At 37.2% G+C, this 16178-nt stretch carries 15 protein-coding genes; 7 read left to right on the forward strand and 8 right to left on the reverse strand.

Annotated elements, in window-relative coordinates; translation table 11 throughout:
• Positions 1-30: 30 nt before the first annotated feature.
• From L647_RS0113445 to L647_RS0113470, 5 genes are all read right to left on the reverse strand, one after another.
• Positions 31-792 carry an IS5 family transposase gene (locus L647_RS0113445; protein ID WP_024611512.1) on the reverse strand — a complete coding sequence of 254 codons (762 nt, stop codon included), beginning with the start codon at positions 790-792 and terminating at the stop codon, positions 31-33.
• Between the two features lie 77 nt (positions 793-869).
• Entirely contained in the window at positions 870-1463 is a 594-nt protein-coding gene (locus tag L647_RS1000000126440) for a two-component regulator propeller domain-containing protein (protein WP_024611551.1), read from the reverse strand.
• A gap of 579 nt (positions 1464-2042) precedes the next feature.
• Positions 2043-2690, reverse strand: a complete 648-nt coding sequence (locus L647_RS0113460; RefSeq protein WP_024611553.1) for a chloramphenicol acetyltransferase — start codon at positions 2688-2690, stop codon at positions 2043-2045.
• A 136-nt stretch (positions 2691-2826) separates the two neighbouring features.
• On the reverse strand, positions 2827-3867 hold the full coding sequence (locus tag L647_RS0113465; RefSeq protein ID WP_024611554.1) for a Glu/Leu/Phe/Val dehydrogenase: 1041 nt from the start codon (positions 3865-3867) through the stop codon (positions 2827-2829).
• Positions 3868-4293: 426 nt separating this feature from the next.
• Complete coding sequence (locus L647_RS0113470; protein ID WP_007583843.1) at positions 4294-5820, reverse strand: fumarate hydratase; 1527 nt, start codon at positions 5818-5820, stop codon at positions 4294-4296.
• Between the two features lie 155 nt (positions 5821-5975).
• Here L647_RS0113470 and pabB point away from each other — a divergent pair, with 155 nt between their 5' ends.
• From pabB to L647_RS0113485, 3 genes are all read left to right on the forward strand, one after another.
• Complete coding sequence (gene pabB / locus L647_RS0113475) at positions 5976-7322, forward strand: aminodeoxychorismate synthase component I (protein WP_024611555.1); 1347 nt, start codon at positions 5976-5978, stop codon at positions 7320-7322.
• A 6-nt stretch (positions 7323-7328) separates the two neighbouring features.
• Positions 7329-7904, forward strand: a complete 576-nt coding sequence (locus tag L647_RS0113480; protein WP_024611556.1) for a CoA pyrophosphatase — start codon at positions 7329-7331, stop codon at positions 7902-7904.
• 102 nt (positions 7905-8006) lie between these two features.
• Positions 8007-9383: an L-serine ammonia-lyase gene (locus L647_RS0113485; protein ID WP_024611557.1), complete on the forward strand. Its 1377-nt coding sequence runs from the start codon at positions 8007-8009 to the stop codon at positions 9381-9383.
• A 109-nt stretch (positions 9384-9492) separates the two neighbouring features.
• Here L647_RS0113485 and cysB read toward each other — a convergent pair whose 3' ends face one another.
• Complete coding sequence (gene cysB / locus L647_RS0113490; protein WP_024611558.1) at positions 9493-10470, reverse strand: HTH-type transcriptional regulator CysB; 978 nt, start codon at positions 10468-10470, stop codon at positions 9493-9495.
• A 301-nt stretch (positions 10471-10771) separates the two neighbouring features.
• On the opposite strand from cysB, the gene L647_RS0113495 reads away from it, so the two are divergent.
• The gene (locus L647_RS0113495; RefSeq protein WP_024611559.1) at positions 10772-11530 is read left to right on the forward strand and encodes a hypothetical protein; all 759 of its coding nucleotides are present in this window, start codon (positions 10772-10774) and stop codon (positions 11528-11530) included.
• 71 nt (positions 11531-11601) lie between these two features.
• On the opposite strand, the gene L647_RS0113500 is transcribed toward L647_RS0113495, so the two are convergent.
• Positions 11602-12894 (reverse strand): NCS2 family permease, encoded by a 1293-nt coding sequence (locus L647_RS0113500; protein ID WP_024611560.1) that lies wholly within the window; start codon positions 12892-12894, stop codon positions 11602-11604.
• Positions 12895-13008: 114 nt separating this feature from the next.
• Between L647_RS0113500 and L647_RS0113505 the strand changes: the two genes are divergently transcribed.
• The 3 genes from L647_RS0113505 to L647_RS0113515 all read left to right on the forward strand — a co-directional run bounded on the left by L647_RS0113505 (position 13009) and on the right by L647_RS0113515 (position 14722).
• Positions 13009-13473 (forward strand): sel1 repeat family protein, encoded by a 465-nt coding sequence (locus tag L647_RS0113505; protein WP_024611561.1) that lies wholly within the window; start codon positions 13009-13011, stop codon positions 13471-13473.
• Positions 13474-13769: 296 nt separating this feature from the next.
• Positions 13770-14204 carry a SulA-like leucine-rich domain-containing protein gene (locus L647_RS0113510; RefSeq protein WP_024611562.1) on the forward strand — a complete coding sequence of 145 codons (435 nt, stop codon included), beginning with the start codon at positions 13770-13772 and terminating at the stop codon, positions 14202-14204.
• Positions 14205-14242: 38 nt separating this feature from the next.
• Positions 14243-14722: a YchJ family protein gene (locus tag L647_RS0113515; protein ID WP_024611563.1), complete on the forward strand. Its 480-nt coding sequence runs from the start codon at positions 14243-14245 to the stop codon at positions 14720-14722.
• Positions 14723-15069: 347 nt separating this feature from the next.
• Here L647_RS0113515 and L647_RS0113520 read toward each other — a convergent pair whose 3' ends face one another.
• Positions 15070-15987, reverse strand: coding sequence for a diguanylate cyclase (locus tag L647_RS0113520; RefSeq protein WP_024611564.1), 918 nt, complete (start codon positions 15985-15987; stop codon positions 15070-15072).
• Positions 15988-16178: the final 191 nt, after the last annotated feature.

Genomic DNA, 16178 nt, shown 5'->3' on the forward strand with positions numbered 1-16178 from the left:
TAGGGGCTGTTGATCTTTGTAGTATATATATTAATCAGCCCACATTGGTAGCCACATCATAGTAAATGCTAAAGCGAGCATGGAATGATAATTCCGTTCAAGCTTTTCATACCTTGTAGCTATCCCTCTATATTGTTTGATCCGACCAAAGGCATTCTCAACTAAGTGCCTATATTTGTACATGCACCAGTCAATATCTTCATTACCCACTAAACTGTTATCCTTGCGTGGAATAACGGGTGTAGCGCTATTATCACGAATAAACTCTCTTAGTTTTTCACTATCGTAGCCTTTATCTGCGACAACCACATTACTCGTTGGGCAATTGTCTACAAGTGACTCTGCATGGACGATATCATGCGTATTTCCACAGGATAATTCATAATAAACAGGCAATCCTCCGCTATCTACTGCAAGATGAATTTTAGTCGAATTGCCACCTCGACTCTTACCGATTGATTCATTGCCAGCGGTTCTTGCACCGCAACTATGCTGGTGAGCCCTGACAATACTGCCATCAATAAAGATCCAATCCATATCAGCATAGTGGGATAACACACGAAATAATTCATTCAAAATATCTTTTTTGGACCATAAATTAAATCGTCTATAGATAGCACTCCACGAGCCGAAATAAGACGGTAAATCTCGCCAAGGAATACCGGTACGCATCTTATAGAGTATGCCTTCGAGCGTTTTTCTATGCTCAGGCTTATTATAAATTCGACCACTTAAGTGCATTACTTTTGATAAGACATTCCATGTCGCGTCTGTTAACATTAATCTTGGCATGAGGGTTCGGTGTAACGTTTTTTAGCGAATTCAATTATACCTTATCCTCATGCTGTTTGTTTTTTATACCGCAAAGATCAACACGCCCTAGTTATCTTATTTTTATTAAGACGATTAAGCCCAGTGCTACTTCCAATCCATAAGCTGCCATCTGAATGCGATAATACGGTTCGGACGTAATCTCCAGCTAACCCTCTTTTTTTAGTCCAATATGAAAACGGGGCTTCTCTTAATCTAAACAAGCCTGCGTTAGTGCCTATCCAAATACTATTTTCTCGGTCTTGTAGCATGGATAATATACGGTTAGCAGGTAACCCATTTTCAGAATCTAGTTGCTCTAAGCCATCAGGGCTAAGTCTAAATACGCCTTTGTTTATAGTACCAAACCATAAATCACCATGATCATCTTCCAACAAACTAGAAATAGATTCAGTACTTAGTTGAGGGTCAACAGGCTCAAAGTGTTCATTATTTAAAATGTAAGCTCCTTTTTCACTGCCAATCAATAACTGTCCATCTCTCGTAATAAGTAAGTTATAAACAGGAGAATTAGGGAGTCCATATTCAGGGGTAACTAAAGTGGCGTGTTTATCTGTAATTTTATAAAGACCGTCGCTTGTTGCTGCCCATATAATATTACTAGCATCTTCGATTATTCTATAAGCGCTCACATTTTTTATTATCGAAATGTCTTTTTTACTATTCGCTGCACGATAAAATACGCCATCGTTTTCAAGTGCAAGCCANGGCTGCCGAAAATTGGGTATCCCAAAGACGGTTATGATATAGGCTGATCCCCCCTCTTGAGCCGGCTATATATAAGTCACCATCATCTGTAGGTGTAAGTGTACGTAAACCAGAATCGGGAAGGTTGTTTATCTCGGAGCGAGTAAACAATTTAAATTCTTGACCATTAAAGCGCGCTAGCCCTTCCCAAGTCGCTATCCACAAATAACCATCTTGAGTTTGAGCAACGCTATTAATACTATTATGAGGTAAACCTGAGCGTGTATTCCATGTCTCAGAAAAGTAATCGCTAAGCGGTAAACGCGTTTGCTCTTGTGCTTCACAAACAAATATGACGAACAAAGAACATAAAATGCCTAAACATTTCATCATAAACAGCCTTTATAATTATTTTTTAACTAATAAATTAGCGATACAGACTAGACACCAATGTAACTAAACGTAATTACATCTAAACATAAACTTTTGAATAACTGGAAATATTACCACAGGGCTTACTTCTATTACATTAACAAATCGTTACAAAAGTCATTAAATGTAGTTTGAAGCGTGTTTATAAACTTTGCTACGTGCAATCCATCCATTAATGAATGATGCACATCAATTGCTAAAGGTATCGTCCCTGTATGTTTATCATACTGACCAAACACAAGTTTAGGGATCCCTAAACTTTGACCGTCACTAAATGCATGCGAAAATGCGCTAAAATTTAACCATGGCAAAACTGATATATGAATTAAATCTGCTTGTCCTTCAGTTTGGGCAAACGCATCAGAAAAAAGCGGTTGCGACTTCGCTTTTTCACCCACCTGCTCTGCATGAGCAGTAAACTCTTTGAACGTGTTTTTATAATTAAAATAACTAAATATAAACGTATCGTTTTCAGCAAGCTCAACCACACTGGCACGCACAGTATTAAGTAAACATGGCTTACTATTATTTATACGTAGCATTATTGGCTCATATGCATAGCAAGCTTTTAAGGTGCAATACACATACGCTTGAAAAAAAGAAATTTGATTGGTTTTACAATAATCGTATAGCGTTTGAATATCTAAACGTACACACACATTAAAATAAGGCTGAGAGAAGTTTTTAAATAATTCAAAATGTTGCTTTCGAGGCCAATTATCGAAGTCGATAGGCTGCATAAGAGAAGTTGAAGAAGTCATAATTTGCCGCACAAAATTAAAAATAAATTGTACCGCTGTTCAATAATAATTGCATTAACTTACAGATAAACAAAAGGTGTGCAATTGCACACCTTTATTGCATTTTAGCTTAAATTTATAGACCGTTTTTAATGATCTCTTGTGCTAATTCGTCAGCAATTAAATGCGTAGATTTTTGCTCTTTTTCGCTTCGAGCAAAGATTTCAGTTAACGTTTTAAAAATACCTTCAACATGCTTATTTGAAGCATCGCTACTGTAACCTTCTGGTGCTGTTTCGTAATAAACGTTAATAATACCACCGGCGTTAATTACGTAATCTGGAGCATATAAAATGCCTTTTTCACGAATAACTTCACCGTGGCGAGATTCAGCTAACTGATTGTTAGCACAACCCGCAATAATAGTTGCCTTTAAACGCGGTATAGTTAAATCGTTAACAGTTGCACCTAATGCACAAGGTGCATATACATCAACATCTAAGTCGTAAATTTCATCAATGCCAACCGCAGTTGCGCCAAACTCATTAACTACGCGATCAATAGCTACTTGGTTAATATCTGTTACAAACAACTCAGCGCCAGCATCGGCTAAATGTTTACATAAACCATAGGCAACAGCACCTAAACCTTGAACGGCTACTTTTATACCTGCAAAGTTTTGATGACCACGTTGATGTTGTAACGCGGCTTTAATTCCTAAAAAAGTACCGTATGCTGTAAATGGTGATGGATTACCACTTTTGCCTTCAAGGCCAAGTACGTAATTAGTTTCTTTATTCATAAGTGCAACATCAGCACAGGTAATATTTACATCTTCGGCTGAGTAATAGCTGCCATTTAATCGCTCTAATTGACGACCAAATGCACGAAATAATTGTTCCGATTTAATTTCTTTCGCATTGCCTATAATTACAGATTTGCCGCCACCAAATGGTAAGCGTGCTACTGCATTTTTATAAGTCATGCCCTTCGATAAGCGCAGTACGTCATAAACCGCATCTTCGTCGTTCGCATAATCCCACATTCTACATCCGCCAACAGCAGGACCTAGCTTAGTGTTATGTACAGCAATAATTGCTTTTAAACCCGACTCTTCATCAGAACAAAAAACCACTTGTTCGTGGTTATCAAATTCAACTCGATTAAACACAGCCACTTAAAATACTCCGAAATAGTTAACCCGTGAGAGGGTATGCGCGCTGGAAATTGCCGAGACTTTATCACTTCATATTCGAGTTCGCTATACTCACAGAAGATAAAACCGATGAAAACATCAAGCTTAAATTAAATAACCGAATTAAAACTTTTATATAGATAAAAAATTCACAAAACCGTCATTTGTAAGTTTTAAAAACTATAAATAGAATAACCACACCGATTTACGTTTACGTGAACGTAACACAGCTGTTGCATGTAAAGTTTAATATACAAGTGCTACTTGCCCGCCACGTATTGCTGCCTATAGGTTTTCAGTAAAAAGTGAGCTTTTTCGCAAACTGGTCAGAGCTGTAAGCTTGGTAATGACTCTATTTAAAAAACAAAAAAGCGAGCACTAGGCTCGCTTCTAAAAGCATAACTTACGTTATTTTAGTTTGCTATCAAGCTCTTCTATTTTAGCTTTCCAGATCGCAGGACCTTGTGTATGCGCATTAGCGCCTTCACTGTCTACTGCAACGGTCACTGGCATATCTTCTACTTCAAATTCATAAATAGCTTCCATACCTAAATCTTCAAAAGCAACTACGCGTGCTTTTTTAATTGCTTTAGATACTAAGTAAGCCGCACCGCCTACTGCCATTAAATAAACAGATTTATGCTCTTTGATAGACTCAACAGTTGCAGGTCCACGTTCAGCTTTACCAATCATGCCTACAATGCCTGTTTTTTCTAGCATCATATCGGTGAATTTATCCATGCGAGTAGCTGTTGTAGGGCCTGCAGGACCTACCGCTTCATCACGTACCGCATCTACTGGTCCAACGTAATAAATAAATTTATTATCAAAGTCTACGCCTTTTGGTAAACCTTCGCCTGAGTTGATCATATCTTGTAGACGTTTATGCGCTGCATCACGACCCGTTAAAATAGTGCCTGAAAGTAAAACGGTTTCGCCCATTTTCCATTCTTGAACATCTTTTTTAGTCAGTGTATTTAAGTCAACACGACGTGTGCCTTCGCCCACTTCAAAAGTAACTTGTGGCCAATCCTCTAGCTTAGGTGCTTTTAAATTAGCAGGACCAGAACCGTCAAGCGTAAAATGTACATGGCGAGTTGCAGCGCAGTTAGGGATCATTACTACAGGTTTTGAAGCAGCATGCGTTGGTGCTGTTTTAATTTTAACGTCAACAACCGTTGTTAAACCGCCTAACCCTTGTGCACCAATACCTAATTTATTAGCACGGTCAAAAATTTCTAAACGTAGTTTTTCTTCTGTTGTTTCTGCACCGCGTTCCATTAACTCATGGATGTCAACTGGGTCCATTAACGACTCTTTAGCCATTACTGCCGCTTTTTCAGCCGTACCACCAATACCTATACCTAGCATGCCTGGCGGACACCAACCAGCACCCATTGTCGGTAATGTTTTTTCTACCCATTCAGCAACATCATCAGATGGGTTTAACATAACCATTTTACTTTTATTTTCAGAGCCGCCGCCTTTAGCCGCAACCATTACTTCTACTTTACCACCAGCTACTAAATCAATATGTACAACCGAAGGCGTATTATCTTTCGTGTTTTTACGCGTGCCAGCAGGGTCTGCAACAATAGATGCACGTAAAGGATTATCTGGATTCAAATATGCACGACGAGTACCTTCATCAACCATTTGTTGAACGGTTAAATCTGTTTTATCCCACTTAACATCCATACCTACTTTAACAAAACAGGTAATAATACCGGTATCTTGGCAAAGTGGACGCTTGCCTTCAGCCGACATGCGTGAGTTAATTAAAATTTGTGCAATGGCGTCTTTAGCCGCTTTACTTTGTTCTTTGTTGTAGGCTTTCTCGAGTGCTTGAACAAAATCAAGTGGGTGATAGAACGAAATATATTGTAATGCATCTTCAATGCTATCAATAAAATCTTGCTGACAAATTGTACTCATAGTGGTTCCTTAAGTTACCGTTACGCGTTGTCGCGTAAACTAAATCAAACCGGTGACGGTGGTTTGCACTGTTTTTTGCAGCTTAGTGCTGCCAAAAAATTTGACTTATGATACCCTCCCAGCCCGTTTCGAGCCAGTTCTTAAAGGGGTAGTAAATGCTAAACAATAAAAATAATTGTATTAAATTAGCCATAAAGCAAAGCTGTATTGATGTATTTGCACATTTTGCACACCTTCCTTATGCCATATTGCTCGATTCTGCCAATAGTGACCATGTAAATAGTCGCTTTGATATTATAGCTATCGAACCTACAAAAACGCTTGAAGTTCAAAACAACAAAAGTTTTCTAAATGATCAACAAAGCTGTAAAAGCTGTTTTGAAATAATGAATAGTGAACTTGCACTTCTTGATAAAACAAAAGCCGATTACGATTTACCCTTTAACGGCGGTTGGCTTGGTTACTTTGGCTACGACCTAGGCCGTACAATTGAAAACATTCCCACTAATGCTATCGAAGATATTAATCTTCCTCAAATGGCTATTGGCCTTTATTTAGATGCCCTTATTTACGATAAACAACAACAAAGCTGGTTTTATGTATCGCAGCCAAACGTTAATCGCCTCAGGCTTTATGAGCAGTATTTAGATGCACCAATAACTAACTTAAACTTCAAATTGAGTACTGATTGGCACTCAAACATGAGTAAAGATGCGTATGCTGCAAAATTTGCCCAAATTGAGGAGTATTTAAAAAGTGGCGATTGTTACCAAATTAATTTAGCGCAGCGCTTTAACGCTCAGTTTGAAGGCTCCCCTTGGGCAGCTTATATTAAACTGCGTGAGGCTAATAAAGCGCCGTTTTCAAGCTTTATAAATCACCCTCAAGGGGCTATTTTATCAATCTCCCCTGAGCGCTTTATATCTGTAAATAATAACGTTGTAGAAACCAAACCGATTAAAGGCACACTGCCACGAAAAGCGGATGCGTTAGAGGATCAATGTCAAGCACAAATACTCGCTGCATCAGCAAAAGATCGCGCTGAAAATGTCATGATTGTTGATTTACTGCGTAACGATTTAGGCAAAGTAGCAAAGCCTGGAAGTGTTCAGGTCCCTTCCCTTTTTGCTATCGAAAGCTTTCCGGCAGTGCATCATTTAGTGAGCACAGTAACCTCAGAACTTGATGAAGGAAAAACAGCGGTCGATCAGCTTCAGGCGGCTTTTCCGGGCGGCTCTATTACTGGCGCACCTAAAATAAGAGCGATGCAAATAATTGAAGAACTAGAGCCACATCGTCGCAGTATTTACTGCGGTTCAATTGGCTATTTAAGTGCGTGTGGCAATATGGACACCAGTATTACTATTCGTACCTTGGTATGCCACCAACAACAAATTTACTGTTGGGCAGGCGGCGGAATCGTAGCTGATTCTAAAGTCGAATTGGAATATCAAGAAACATACGATAAAGTAAACAAAATCCTCCCTTTATTAAAACAGTAGGTCGCTTTGAATAGTGAACATATTATGGCGCGTTTTCTGTTAAGCCCTACGGCTGCGCCAAATCAATTAAAAGACACGCGTAAAAAGCGTGCTAGCGCTGTTATGCTGCCTATTATTGATATAAATGACCATGCCCATATTTTACTGTGTAAGCGCCCTACCTATTTACACCATCACCCTGGGGAGATTTGTTTGCCTGGGGGCAAATTTGAAGTAAGCGATGTTACTCTTCGCACCACAGCACTTCGTGAATTAAAAGAAGAGTTAAATATTGCCGCGAGTAACGTTAAAGTATTAGGCAGCTTACCAGAGTATTCAACTTTAACGGGTTTTAGTATTAGCCCGTACGTGGGCTTACTAAGCAAAGGCACCACGTGGGAAAATGACTATAATGAAGTACAAGCCAGCTTTTTGTTGTCGATCTCAGATTTAAATAACGAAGCTAACTGGCAACCTTTACCTTTTCAACGGTTTGGAAAAACAGTGATTTTGCAGGGGTTTAAAACGCCTAATGGACTACTGTGGGGTGCTACGGCAAACATTATAAAAAACTTTACAAAACAACTCGCCTTACCAGTTTAAATCTTAGCTATTAGTAGTTACACGATTGCAATTCCACGTTATCATGGTCGACCGTTCAAAGAACAGCCTCGTGCTGAGAAACAAAGTAGAGACACACACATTATGATCAGTGCATTTGATATGTTTAGCATTGGCATTGGCCCATCGTCGTCACACACCGTTGGTCCAATGCGCGCATCACGTTTATTTGTTAATGAACTCCAAGAAAAACAATTATTAGCAAATGTTACCGATATAAAAGTAGAGCTTTATGGCTCGCTAGGTCAAACAGGCGTTGGACATGGTTCAGGTAAAGCCGTCATACTTGGCTTAGCTGGTTACGATCCTGAAACTATAGATGCCGATTTAGTCGATGATATTTTAGCGACCATTGAAAATGATCAGGTTATTTATTTAAATCAAATACACAAAGCAAAGTTTCCAAAACAAGGGGCTATTGTTTTTCATCGCCGTAAAACCCTGCCAAAGCATTCTAATGCAATGGAAATTATTGCCTCAAACAACGGCGAAAAAGTTTACAGTAAAGTGTATTACTCTATCGGTGGCGGTTTTATTGTTACTGACGAAGAATTTGAAAACGAAAAACAAGCTGCCCTCGATATTAGAGAAGAAAACCCCGCTCCTTTTCCATTCGATAGCGCAAAAGAGCTACTAGAAATGTGTAAAGAATCTGGCTTTAGCGTATCAAGCTTGATGATGAAAAACGAAAAGACACTACGCACTGAAGATGAAGTAAAAGATGAGTTGTTTCATATCTGGCAAGTAATGATGGCTTGTATTGACCGTGGTGTTCGAACCGAAGGTATTTTACCAGGTGGCTTAAAAGTAAAACGTCGTGCACCGAGTTTATACTTAAAACTAAATATAGAAGTAAGTAACGACCCTCTTCGTGCAATGGACTGGGTTGATTTATTTGCTCTTGCTGTAAATGAAGAAAATGCTGCTGGTGGTCGAGTAGTTACCGCCCCCACCAACGGTGCTGCAGGTATTTTACCTGCTGTACTGATGTACTATCACAAATTTGTAAAAGAAGTAGACCGCGATATAGCAACACGTTATTTATTAACGGCTGCGGCTATTGGTATTTTATATAAAAAGAATGCCTCTATTTCGGGTGCTGAAGTAGGTTGCCAAGGTGAAGTTGGCGTTGCATGTTCTATGGCAGCAGGCGCATTAACAGAAATTGTTGGTGGTAATGTTGTACAAGTAGAAAACGCAGCAGAAATTGGTATGGAACATAACTTAGGTCTAACGTGTGACCCTGTTGGTGGCTTAGTGCAAGTGCCATGCATTGAACGCAATGCAATGGGCGCCATTAAAGCGATTAACGCTTCGCGTTTAGCTATTCGTGGCAGTGGCGAGCAAAAGGTATCTCTTGATAAAGTAATTAAAACCATGCTTGAAACCGGCAACGATATGAAAACTAAATACAAAGAAACCGCTCGCGGTGGATTAGCTGTTAATATTATCGAATGTTAGTCAGTTCTTTATAAAAAGAAAAAAGCCGTCTATTTAAAGTAGACGGCTTTTTTATTATTCGTTGAATGTAATTAACCTGAACTTTGGATAATAAATCTATCTCAAGCAGCTATTTAACTGGTAATTCTATATCTGCAAATAATTTATCTACGTCATCTTGATTACGCATTAAACTTGCACGCTCTACTCGCTCTTTGGTTAAGTGCGGCGCAAAACGCTCAATAAAGTCATACATGTAGGTACGTAAAAAACTGCCTTTTCTAAAGCCAATTTTAGTTGTGCTTGCTTCAAATAAATGACTTGCATCAATACAAACCAAATCTGTATCGCTTACTTGATCTATTGCCATTGAAGCCACAACACCTACACCTAAACCCAATCGTACGTATGTTTTAATAACATCAGCATCGGTTGCTGTAAATACAATATGCGGCTCAAGCCCGTGTGCACTAAATGCTTTATCTAACTCTGAGCGTCCGGTAAAACCAAACACATAAGTGATTAATGGATACTGAGCAATATCAGCCACAGTTAAACTATGTGCTTTTTTAGCTAAAGGATGGTCTTTAGCTACTACAATGCTGCGATTCCAGTGATAACACGGCAACATGACTAAATCTGAATACAAATGCAAAGCTTCTGTTGCTATTGCAAAGTCGGCATCGCCTCGTGCTGCTGCATCAGATATTTGTTGTGGTGTGCCTTGGTGCATATGCAGTGATACCGCAGGGTATTTTTTCATAAACCCTTGGATAACATTTGGGAGCGCGTAGCGAGCCTGAGTATGTGTAGTGGCAATATTCAATTTACCTTGATCAGGCAAAGTATGCTCATTCGCAACTGCTTTTATACCTTCTACTTTAGAAAGTATTTCGCGCGAAATGTTAATGATATCCTCACCAGCACCAGTAACATGCGTTAAATGCTTTCCGCTACGACCAAAAATTTGCACACCTAACTCATCTTCTAACATTCGTACTTGTTTAGAAATACCAGGTTGCGAGGTAAATAAGCTCTCAGCAGTTGCTGAAACATTTAATTTATGATTTTGTACTTCTACGATATATCTGAGCTGTTGTAGTTTCATGGCCGCATATTTTAACGTTATTATTCATATTATATATAAAGGCTACACTCACTAAAACCAAGCGTTATTTCACTTTAAAGGTAGTTTTAGTTCAATGTTAATGTATTTTATATGTTTAGAGTTTAAGGCTAGCACAATAAATATACTTCAGATAGCAATGATTATCCGGTTTAATCTTATAATCCCTTAAGGTTGTAGCGCTTTATTTGCATATTTTAAAGTTAATCGGTGCAAAACTATCCTGTAACCATATTTTTAATGTAAGATTAACGAATTAGGTTATGAATCCGAGAATTACACCATGATCGTTTCTATTATAATTGTACTTATAGTTGCACTGATTGTGATTGCACTTTGGGTAAGTGCTGTACAACAACACAAAGAAAAACAAGAAAGCGAGCGTCGTAAAGAACTCACAAAACAAAAAGCGATAATAGAAGAAACTGAAGAAGCACTTATGAATAGTGCCAACATTCCGCTATCTGAATATATTATCCGTATTTTACAACGCCGTATTTACGAAGCACTAAGTACCATGGTGACTAACTCACCTAATTCCAAAGCACTGAAAAGTCGTTTAAATGAAGCAAAAGAACATCTTACAAATGCTGTGCAAGGTAACAACAACGAAACTCTGTCTTTACCAAGTAACGACAAGCAACTCGTTAGCCTTATACAAGGCATAAAAAAGTTACGCGTTATTTTACGTTCAGAACATAATAAAGGTAGAGTAGATAGCCAAACGTTTGTAGCCGAAGATAAACGCCTTGAAAAACTTCAACTGCGTATAAACATTGAAAGCCAAATTAAGCGTGGTTTATCTGCACGTTCAGCGAATATGGTTGGCTCTGCAAGACAATATTTTGAAAAGGCACATGCAACATTAAGCGCTGTTTCTTATTCTGATGATTATGTAACCGCTAAGCGCCAAGAAGTTGAAGGTTACCTAGAAGCCATAAGTGTTGAGCTTAGAGCATCTAATGCAAGTGCACTTAAAAAGAAAAACGAACAAGAGCAAGATGATTTAGATGTACTGTTTGCCCCAAAGAAAAAATGGTAACCCCTTTATAAAATTAAATATTAAAAAAGCCCATATAAACCTATATGGGCTTTTTACTATCTAAGTATTTATTAAGGTAAAAACACAAATTTCATGACAAACAATGCCGTTAATATCCAGACACTAATCGTTATTTGATCTTGCTTACCACACAACACTTTAACAGCCGTATATGATATAAAACCAAGCGCAATACCGTTTGCAATCGAAAACGTTAGTGGTGTCATTAGGAGCACAACGGTAACAGGGATAGCATCTGTCATATCATCCCAATTAACAAACTTTAGGTTTTGCAGCATTAAAACCGCAACATATAAAATAGCACCCGCAGTAGCATAAGCCGGAACCATTTGCGCAAGCGGTGCAAAAAACATCATCAATAAAAAACAAGCGCCAACAACGACAGCCGTTAAACCCGTTCGTCCGCCCACAGATACACCAGCAACCGATTCTATATAAGATGTTGTCGTAGAAGTACCGAGCATTGCACCTGCAATAGTTGCTGTACTATCTGCACTCAGCGCACGACCTAAACGTGGCATATTGCCCTTCTCATCTGCTAATCCTGCTTTTTGTGTTACCGCAACCAACGTGCCTGAAGTATCGAATAAATCGACGAATAAAAAAGCAAAAATAACACTCAGCATTGAAACATCAAATGCCGCAGCAAAATCAAGTTGCATAAAAGTAGGTAGAATAGAAGGCGGCATATCCACTACCCCATGATATTCAACCAGTCCTAAACCTAATGCAATGCAAGTTACTAATAAAATACTAATTAAAACACCGCTTTTAAAATCACGATATAAAAGAGCCGCAATAACAAAAAAGCTAAAAATAGCGAGTAATGGCCCTGCTGATGTTATGTCTCCTAATTGAACTAAAGTTTTAGGATTAGACACAATAATACCTGCATTTTTAAGCGCAATTAATGCTAAAAATGCGCCAATTCCTGTTGCGATAGCGCGTTTTAAAACCAAGGGGATGGCATTAATAATCCATTCTCTAACTTTAAATAAGCTTAAAAATAAGAATATACACCCAGACATAAACACAGCACCTAATGCAGCCTGCCAAGTGTGCTCTAATCCTATTACAACACCGTATGTAAAAAAGGCATTTAAGCCCATTCCTGGTGCAAGTGCTAAAGGATAATTAGCCCATAGCCCCATAATAAAACAACCAATGGCAGCAGCAATGCAAGTAGCCACAAACGCAGCACCTTGGTCCATTCCCGCTTCAGCTAGCATCGCAGGATTAACAAATACAATATAAACCATTGTAATAAATGTAGTTACACCTGCAATACATTCACGGCGAACCGATGAACCATTTTCATTAATTTTAAATAAGGTTTCGAGCATAATAAACTTACGATAATAAAAAGTGGCAAGATTTTATCACAAAAATTATCTTTTAAAGGACATTTTCCCTTGCGGTATACTAAACTATTGAGGTAACTAAAATAATGAATGAGTATGATAAAAACAATGCCCAAAGACCAAGATTTAGAGCAACAGTTAGATAATATACTGTTTTTTGTAACGCAACCAACCGATATAAACTCAGTGCAGGTTAGCGATAACAGTCAACAAAGGACGCTAAATAAAGCACTTTATTATTTAAAGAGTAAGCAAAATGCCCTTGCTGCAAAATGGATGCGTTTAGCTGCAATGTCTGGCGATCATAGAGCGCAATTTTATTTAGGAATATTGTTTATTAAAGGTCAAGGCGTGCCAAAAAGTATATTTCATGCTGCAGCTTGGTTAAGCTTATCAAGCTCTCAAGAACACCAACCCGCAATTGCCGCTTTAGCTGATTTACGTAAGCATATTGAAACAAAACGCTTCAAAGACGCACAATGCTATGCTGCAAGCTTATATGAACAAATTCACCAATTACAATTTTCTGATTTAATTCCAAGGACCCCATGTACTGAATAATCACTATGAATTACCTCCATCGTATTTAGTACAAAAAACCACTGTTAAAAAAATAATATAAGTGCGAAATTGATCTCTACAATAAACGCACTACTGTATAAATAGTTACTTTAATTTGGATGAAGTTAAAGATGCTAAAAATAAGTCTTATAAATCAAATGATAAAAAATAAAATAATGTTGAGTAACATTTAAAAATGAATGACTGTACAAATAAATAGCAAAAAAAACTTGCACACAAGTACTGTATAAACTACTGTATACACATACTGTATATACAACCAGTGAGTGAGAGACATGTTACAGCCAATTACCGTAAGAACTGTTAAAAGCTATCAGCAAGACAACAAAAGCGATTGTGTTAACTTAATTCAAATAGAGGACGAAATTTCGGCTACATTTGAGTTATTAAAAGTGCTGCACCAATATAATAGCTTGAATGCATGGACGTTATTAATTGCGCCGGATCATGTTCCTAGCAAAGCTTTACTCGACTCATGCTCAATCGATACCAGTAAGCTACTTGTTATTAGGCAAAAGCATTTAGTAAATTTAGAGTACGTATTAAACTCTGCTTTGCATAATGGTAATTTTGCAGCTGTTATTACATGGACTGATATAGTTAATAACCAACTACTTACAAGCTTATCTTTAGATTTAAGTAAAACAAATACTAAACTATATTGCTTTACAAAAAATATCAAAGTCACAGAGATACCGCTTGCCCAATAAGGTTGTTAAACTAGGGTTTTATACTTTATATTAATATTATGAACTCACTAAATTCTATAATCTGTGTTTGTGGCAGTCAGCAAAGCTATGTTGATTGCTGTGAGCCTTTTCATTTAGCAACACAACAAGCTCAAACACCTGAGCAATTAATGCGATCTCGCTACAGTGCATATGTACTTAAAAATGCAAAATATGTTTATCAAACCTACGCCAGCGAAAAACAAGCAGAAAACCCAGTTAAAGAAATTAAAGACTTTGCAGATAGTTGTCGTTTTATAAAATTAACTGTTATTGACTCCGGCTACGAAGAAAATCTGGGATTTGTAGAGTTTAAAGCGAATTATTTCTATCAAAATCTTTTTTGTGAATTAAATGAAAAGTCGGATTTTATTAAAGAAGATGGCCAATGGCGTTATCTTGATGGGGTAATACACCCTGTTGCTGATATAAAAGTGGGTAGGAACGATGATTGCCCTTGCGGCAGTGGTAAAAAATATAAAAAGTGCCATTCTGAATAAAAATGTAAGCCTTGTTGGGGTTAGTTTGAACAATAAGGTTTTATTATTTTCAACTAAATATATTTTACAAATAGATTAGCCAAGTTATTAGACTTCATTGATTTTTATATTTAAAAATAAGATGATTTTATAATATTACAAAATTTGCAATCTAGGAGAACAGTAAAAAACCTTTAGTATGCTACTAGCTCAAATTCTTAACGTTTAGGCGTGTAAAAAGCTAGCCGCCTATGAGATTACCTAAAATTAAGCACATATTTTTCATTTCCTTCATTTTTAAACTAACCAAATTAAACTAACAAAACTAATCGTTATTGGTTAAAGTTTTAGATGTTTTGCTGTGATTTTTAAAAGCAAACTTGATTTCGACCCAGGTCTTTTGCTTTGTACAGCTTTTTGTCAGCTAAATCTAACGTACTTTTATTATTTCTATGTGGCTGTAATGTAGAACCGCCAATGCTAACTGTTAAAAAATTAAACTCTGAATATTTATGTAAGATCCCCAGATCAATTATATTTTGCTTAAGTTTTTCAGCAACACAAAGTGCACCTTCACTACTGGTATTAGGCAAAACAACAATAAATTCCTCACCGCCATACCTTGCAACAAAATCGCTTGGTCTTTGTAAGCTATTTGTGAGTGTTTGTGCAACCAGCCTTAAAGCATTATCGCCTTGAATATGTCCGTAAATATCGTTGTATTGTTTAAAATAATCAATATCTATAAGCAATAATGCATAATCAGATTTTTCTCGTAATGCACTTAATTCAACTTTTTTAAAGTGAGCATCAAAATACCGACGGTTAAATACTTTTGTTAAGTCATCAAGATAAACTTTTTGGCTTAATAAATCTTGCTGAAGTTTTATTGTAATGTGCGCACGTACTCTTCTGAATAGAGTTTCAGGATTAATAGGCTTTTTAACAAAGTCTACTGCACCCGCCTCCCAGCAAGCTGTTTCTTGGTTTTCAAATGAGGTAACAAAAATAACAGGGATATCTTGTGATTCTGGTGTGGTTTTTAGTTTTAAGCACATTTCTATTCCACTCATACCGCCCATTGTAATATCTAATAAAATTATATCTGGTGCATTAATTTTACATACTTCGATAGCTTCTTCACCACTATTTGCAGTGATAACATTAAAGTGCTCTGCTAGTATTCTTTTTAATACAATTACACTTAACAATTGATCATCAACAATAAGTACGCTTGAGCTCTTCAAACTTAACTTTAATTCACTATCTGTATAATTTAATGGCATAAGTACAACAACTATTTAATCGCTCATCGCACATTATAATACTGATTAGAGATATGCAAATGTAAGTAATACTCTTTTCACTTTTTTCTAGTTAGTACAACACTATTAAACGAAAACAAGTTAAGCATTAAAAATCAATAACATAACCTGTAATATTAATAATTCGATAGCTAAATAACCTGAACCCAGTT

The organism is Pseudoalteromonas sp. TB64 (assembly GCF_000498095.1).
Classification (GTDB): Bacteria; Pseudomonadota; Gammaproteobacteria; order Enterobacterales; family Alteromonadaceae; genus Pseudoalteromonas.

What these genes read in the sequence shown, in the direction of transcription:
- L647_RS0113445 (WP_024611512.1), bottom strand. Translation starts at nt 792, where the DNA reads ATGCCAAGATTAATGTTAACAGACGCGACATGGAATGTCTTATCAAAA.
- L647_RS0113460 (WP_024611553.1), bottom strand. Translation starts at nt 2,690, where the DNA reads ATGCAGCCTATCGACTTCGATAATTGGCCTCGAAAGCAACATTTTGAA.
- L647_RS0113470 (WP_007583843.1), bottom strand. Translation starts at nt 5,820, where the DNA reads ATGAGTACAATTTGTCAGCAAGATTTTATTGATAGCATTGAAGATGCA.
- pabB (WP_024611555.1), top strand. Translation starts at nt 5,976, where the DNA reads ATGCTAAACAATAAAAATAATTGTATTAAATTAGCCATAAAGCAAAGC.
- L647_RS0113485 (WP_024611557.1), top strand. Translation starts at nt 8,007, where the DNA reads ATGATCAGTGCATTTGATATGTTTAGCATTGGCATTGGCCCATCGTCG.
- cysB (WP_024611558.1), bottom strand. Translation starts at nt 10,470, where the DNA reads ATGAAACTACAACAGCTCAGATATATCGTAGAAGTACAAAATCATAAA.
- L647_RS0113495 (WP_024611559.1), top strand. Translation starts at nt 10,772, where the DNA reads ATGATCGTTTCTATTATAATTGTACTTATAGTTGCACTGATTGTGATT.
- L647_RS0113500 (WP_024611560.1), bottom strand. Translation starts at nt 12,894, where the DNA reads ATGCTCGAAACCTTATTTAAAATTAATGAAAATGGTTCATCGGTTCGC.
- L647_RS0113505 (WP_024611561.1), top strand. Translation starts at nt 13,009, where the DNA reads ATGATAAAAACAATGCCCAAAGACCAAGATTTAGAGCAACAGTTAGAT.
- L647_RS0113510 (WP_024611562.1), top strand. Translation starts at nt 13,770, where the DNA reads ATGTTACAGCCAATTACCGTAAGAACTGTTAAAAGCTATCAGCAAGAC.
- L647_RS0113515 (WP_024611563.1), top strand. Translation starts at nt 14,243, where the DNA reads ATGAACTCACTAAATTCTATAATCTGTGTTTGTGGCAGTCAGCAAAGC.
- L647_RS0113520 (WP_024611564.1), bottom strand. Translation starts at nt 15,987, where the DNA reads ATGCCATTAAATTATACAGATAGTGAATTAAAGTTAAGTTTGAAGAGC.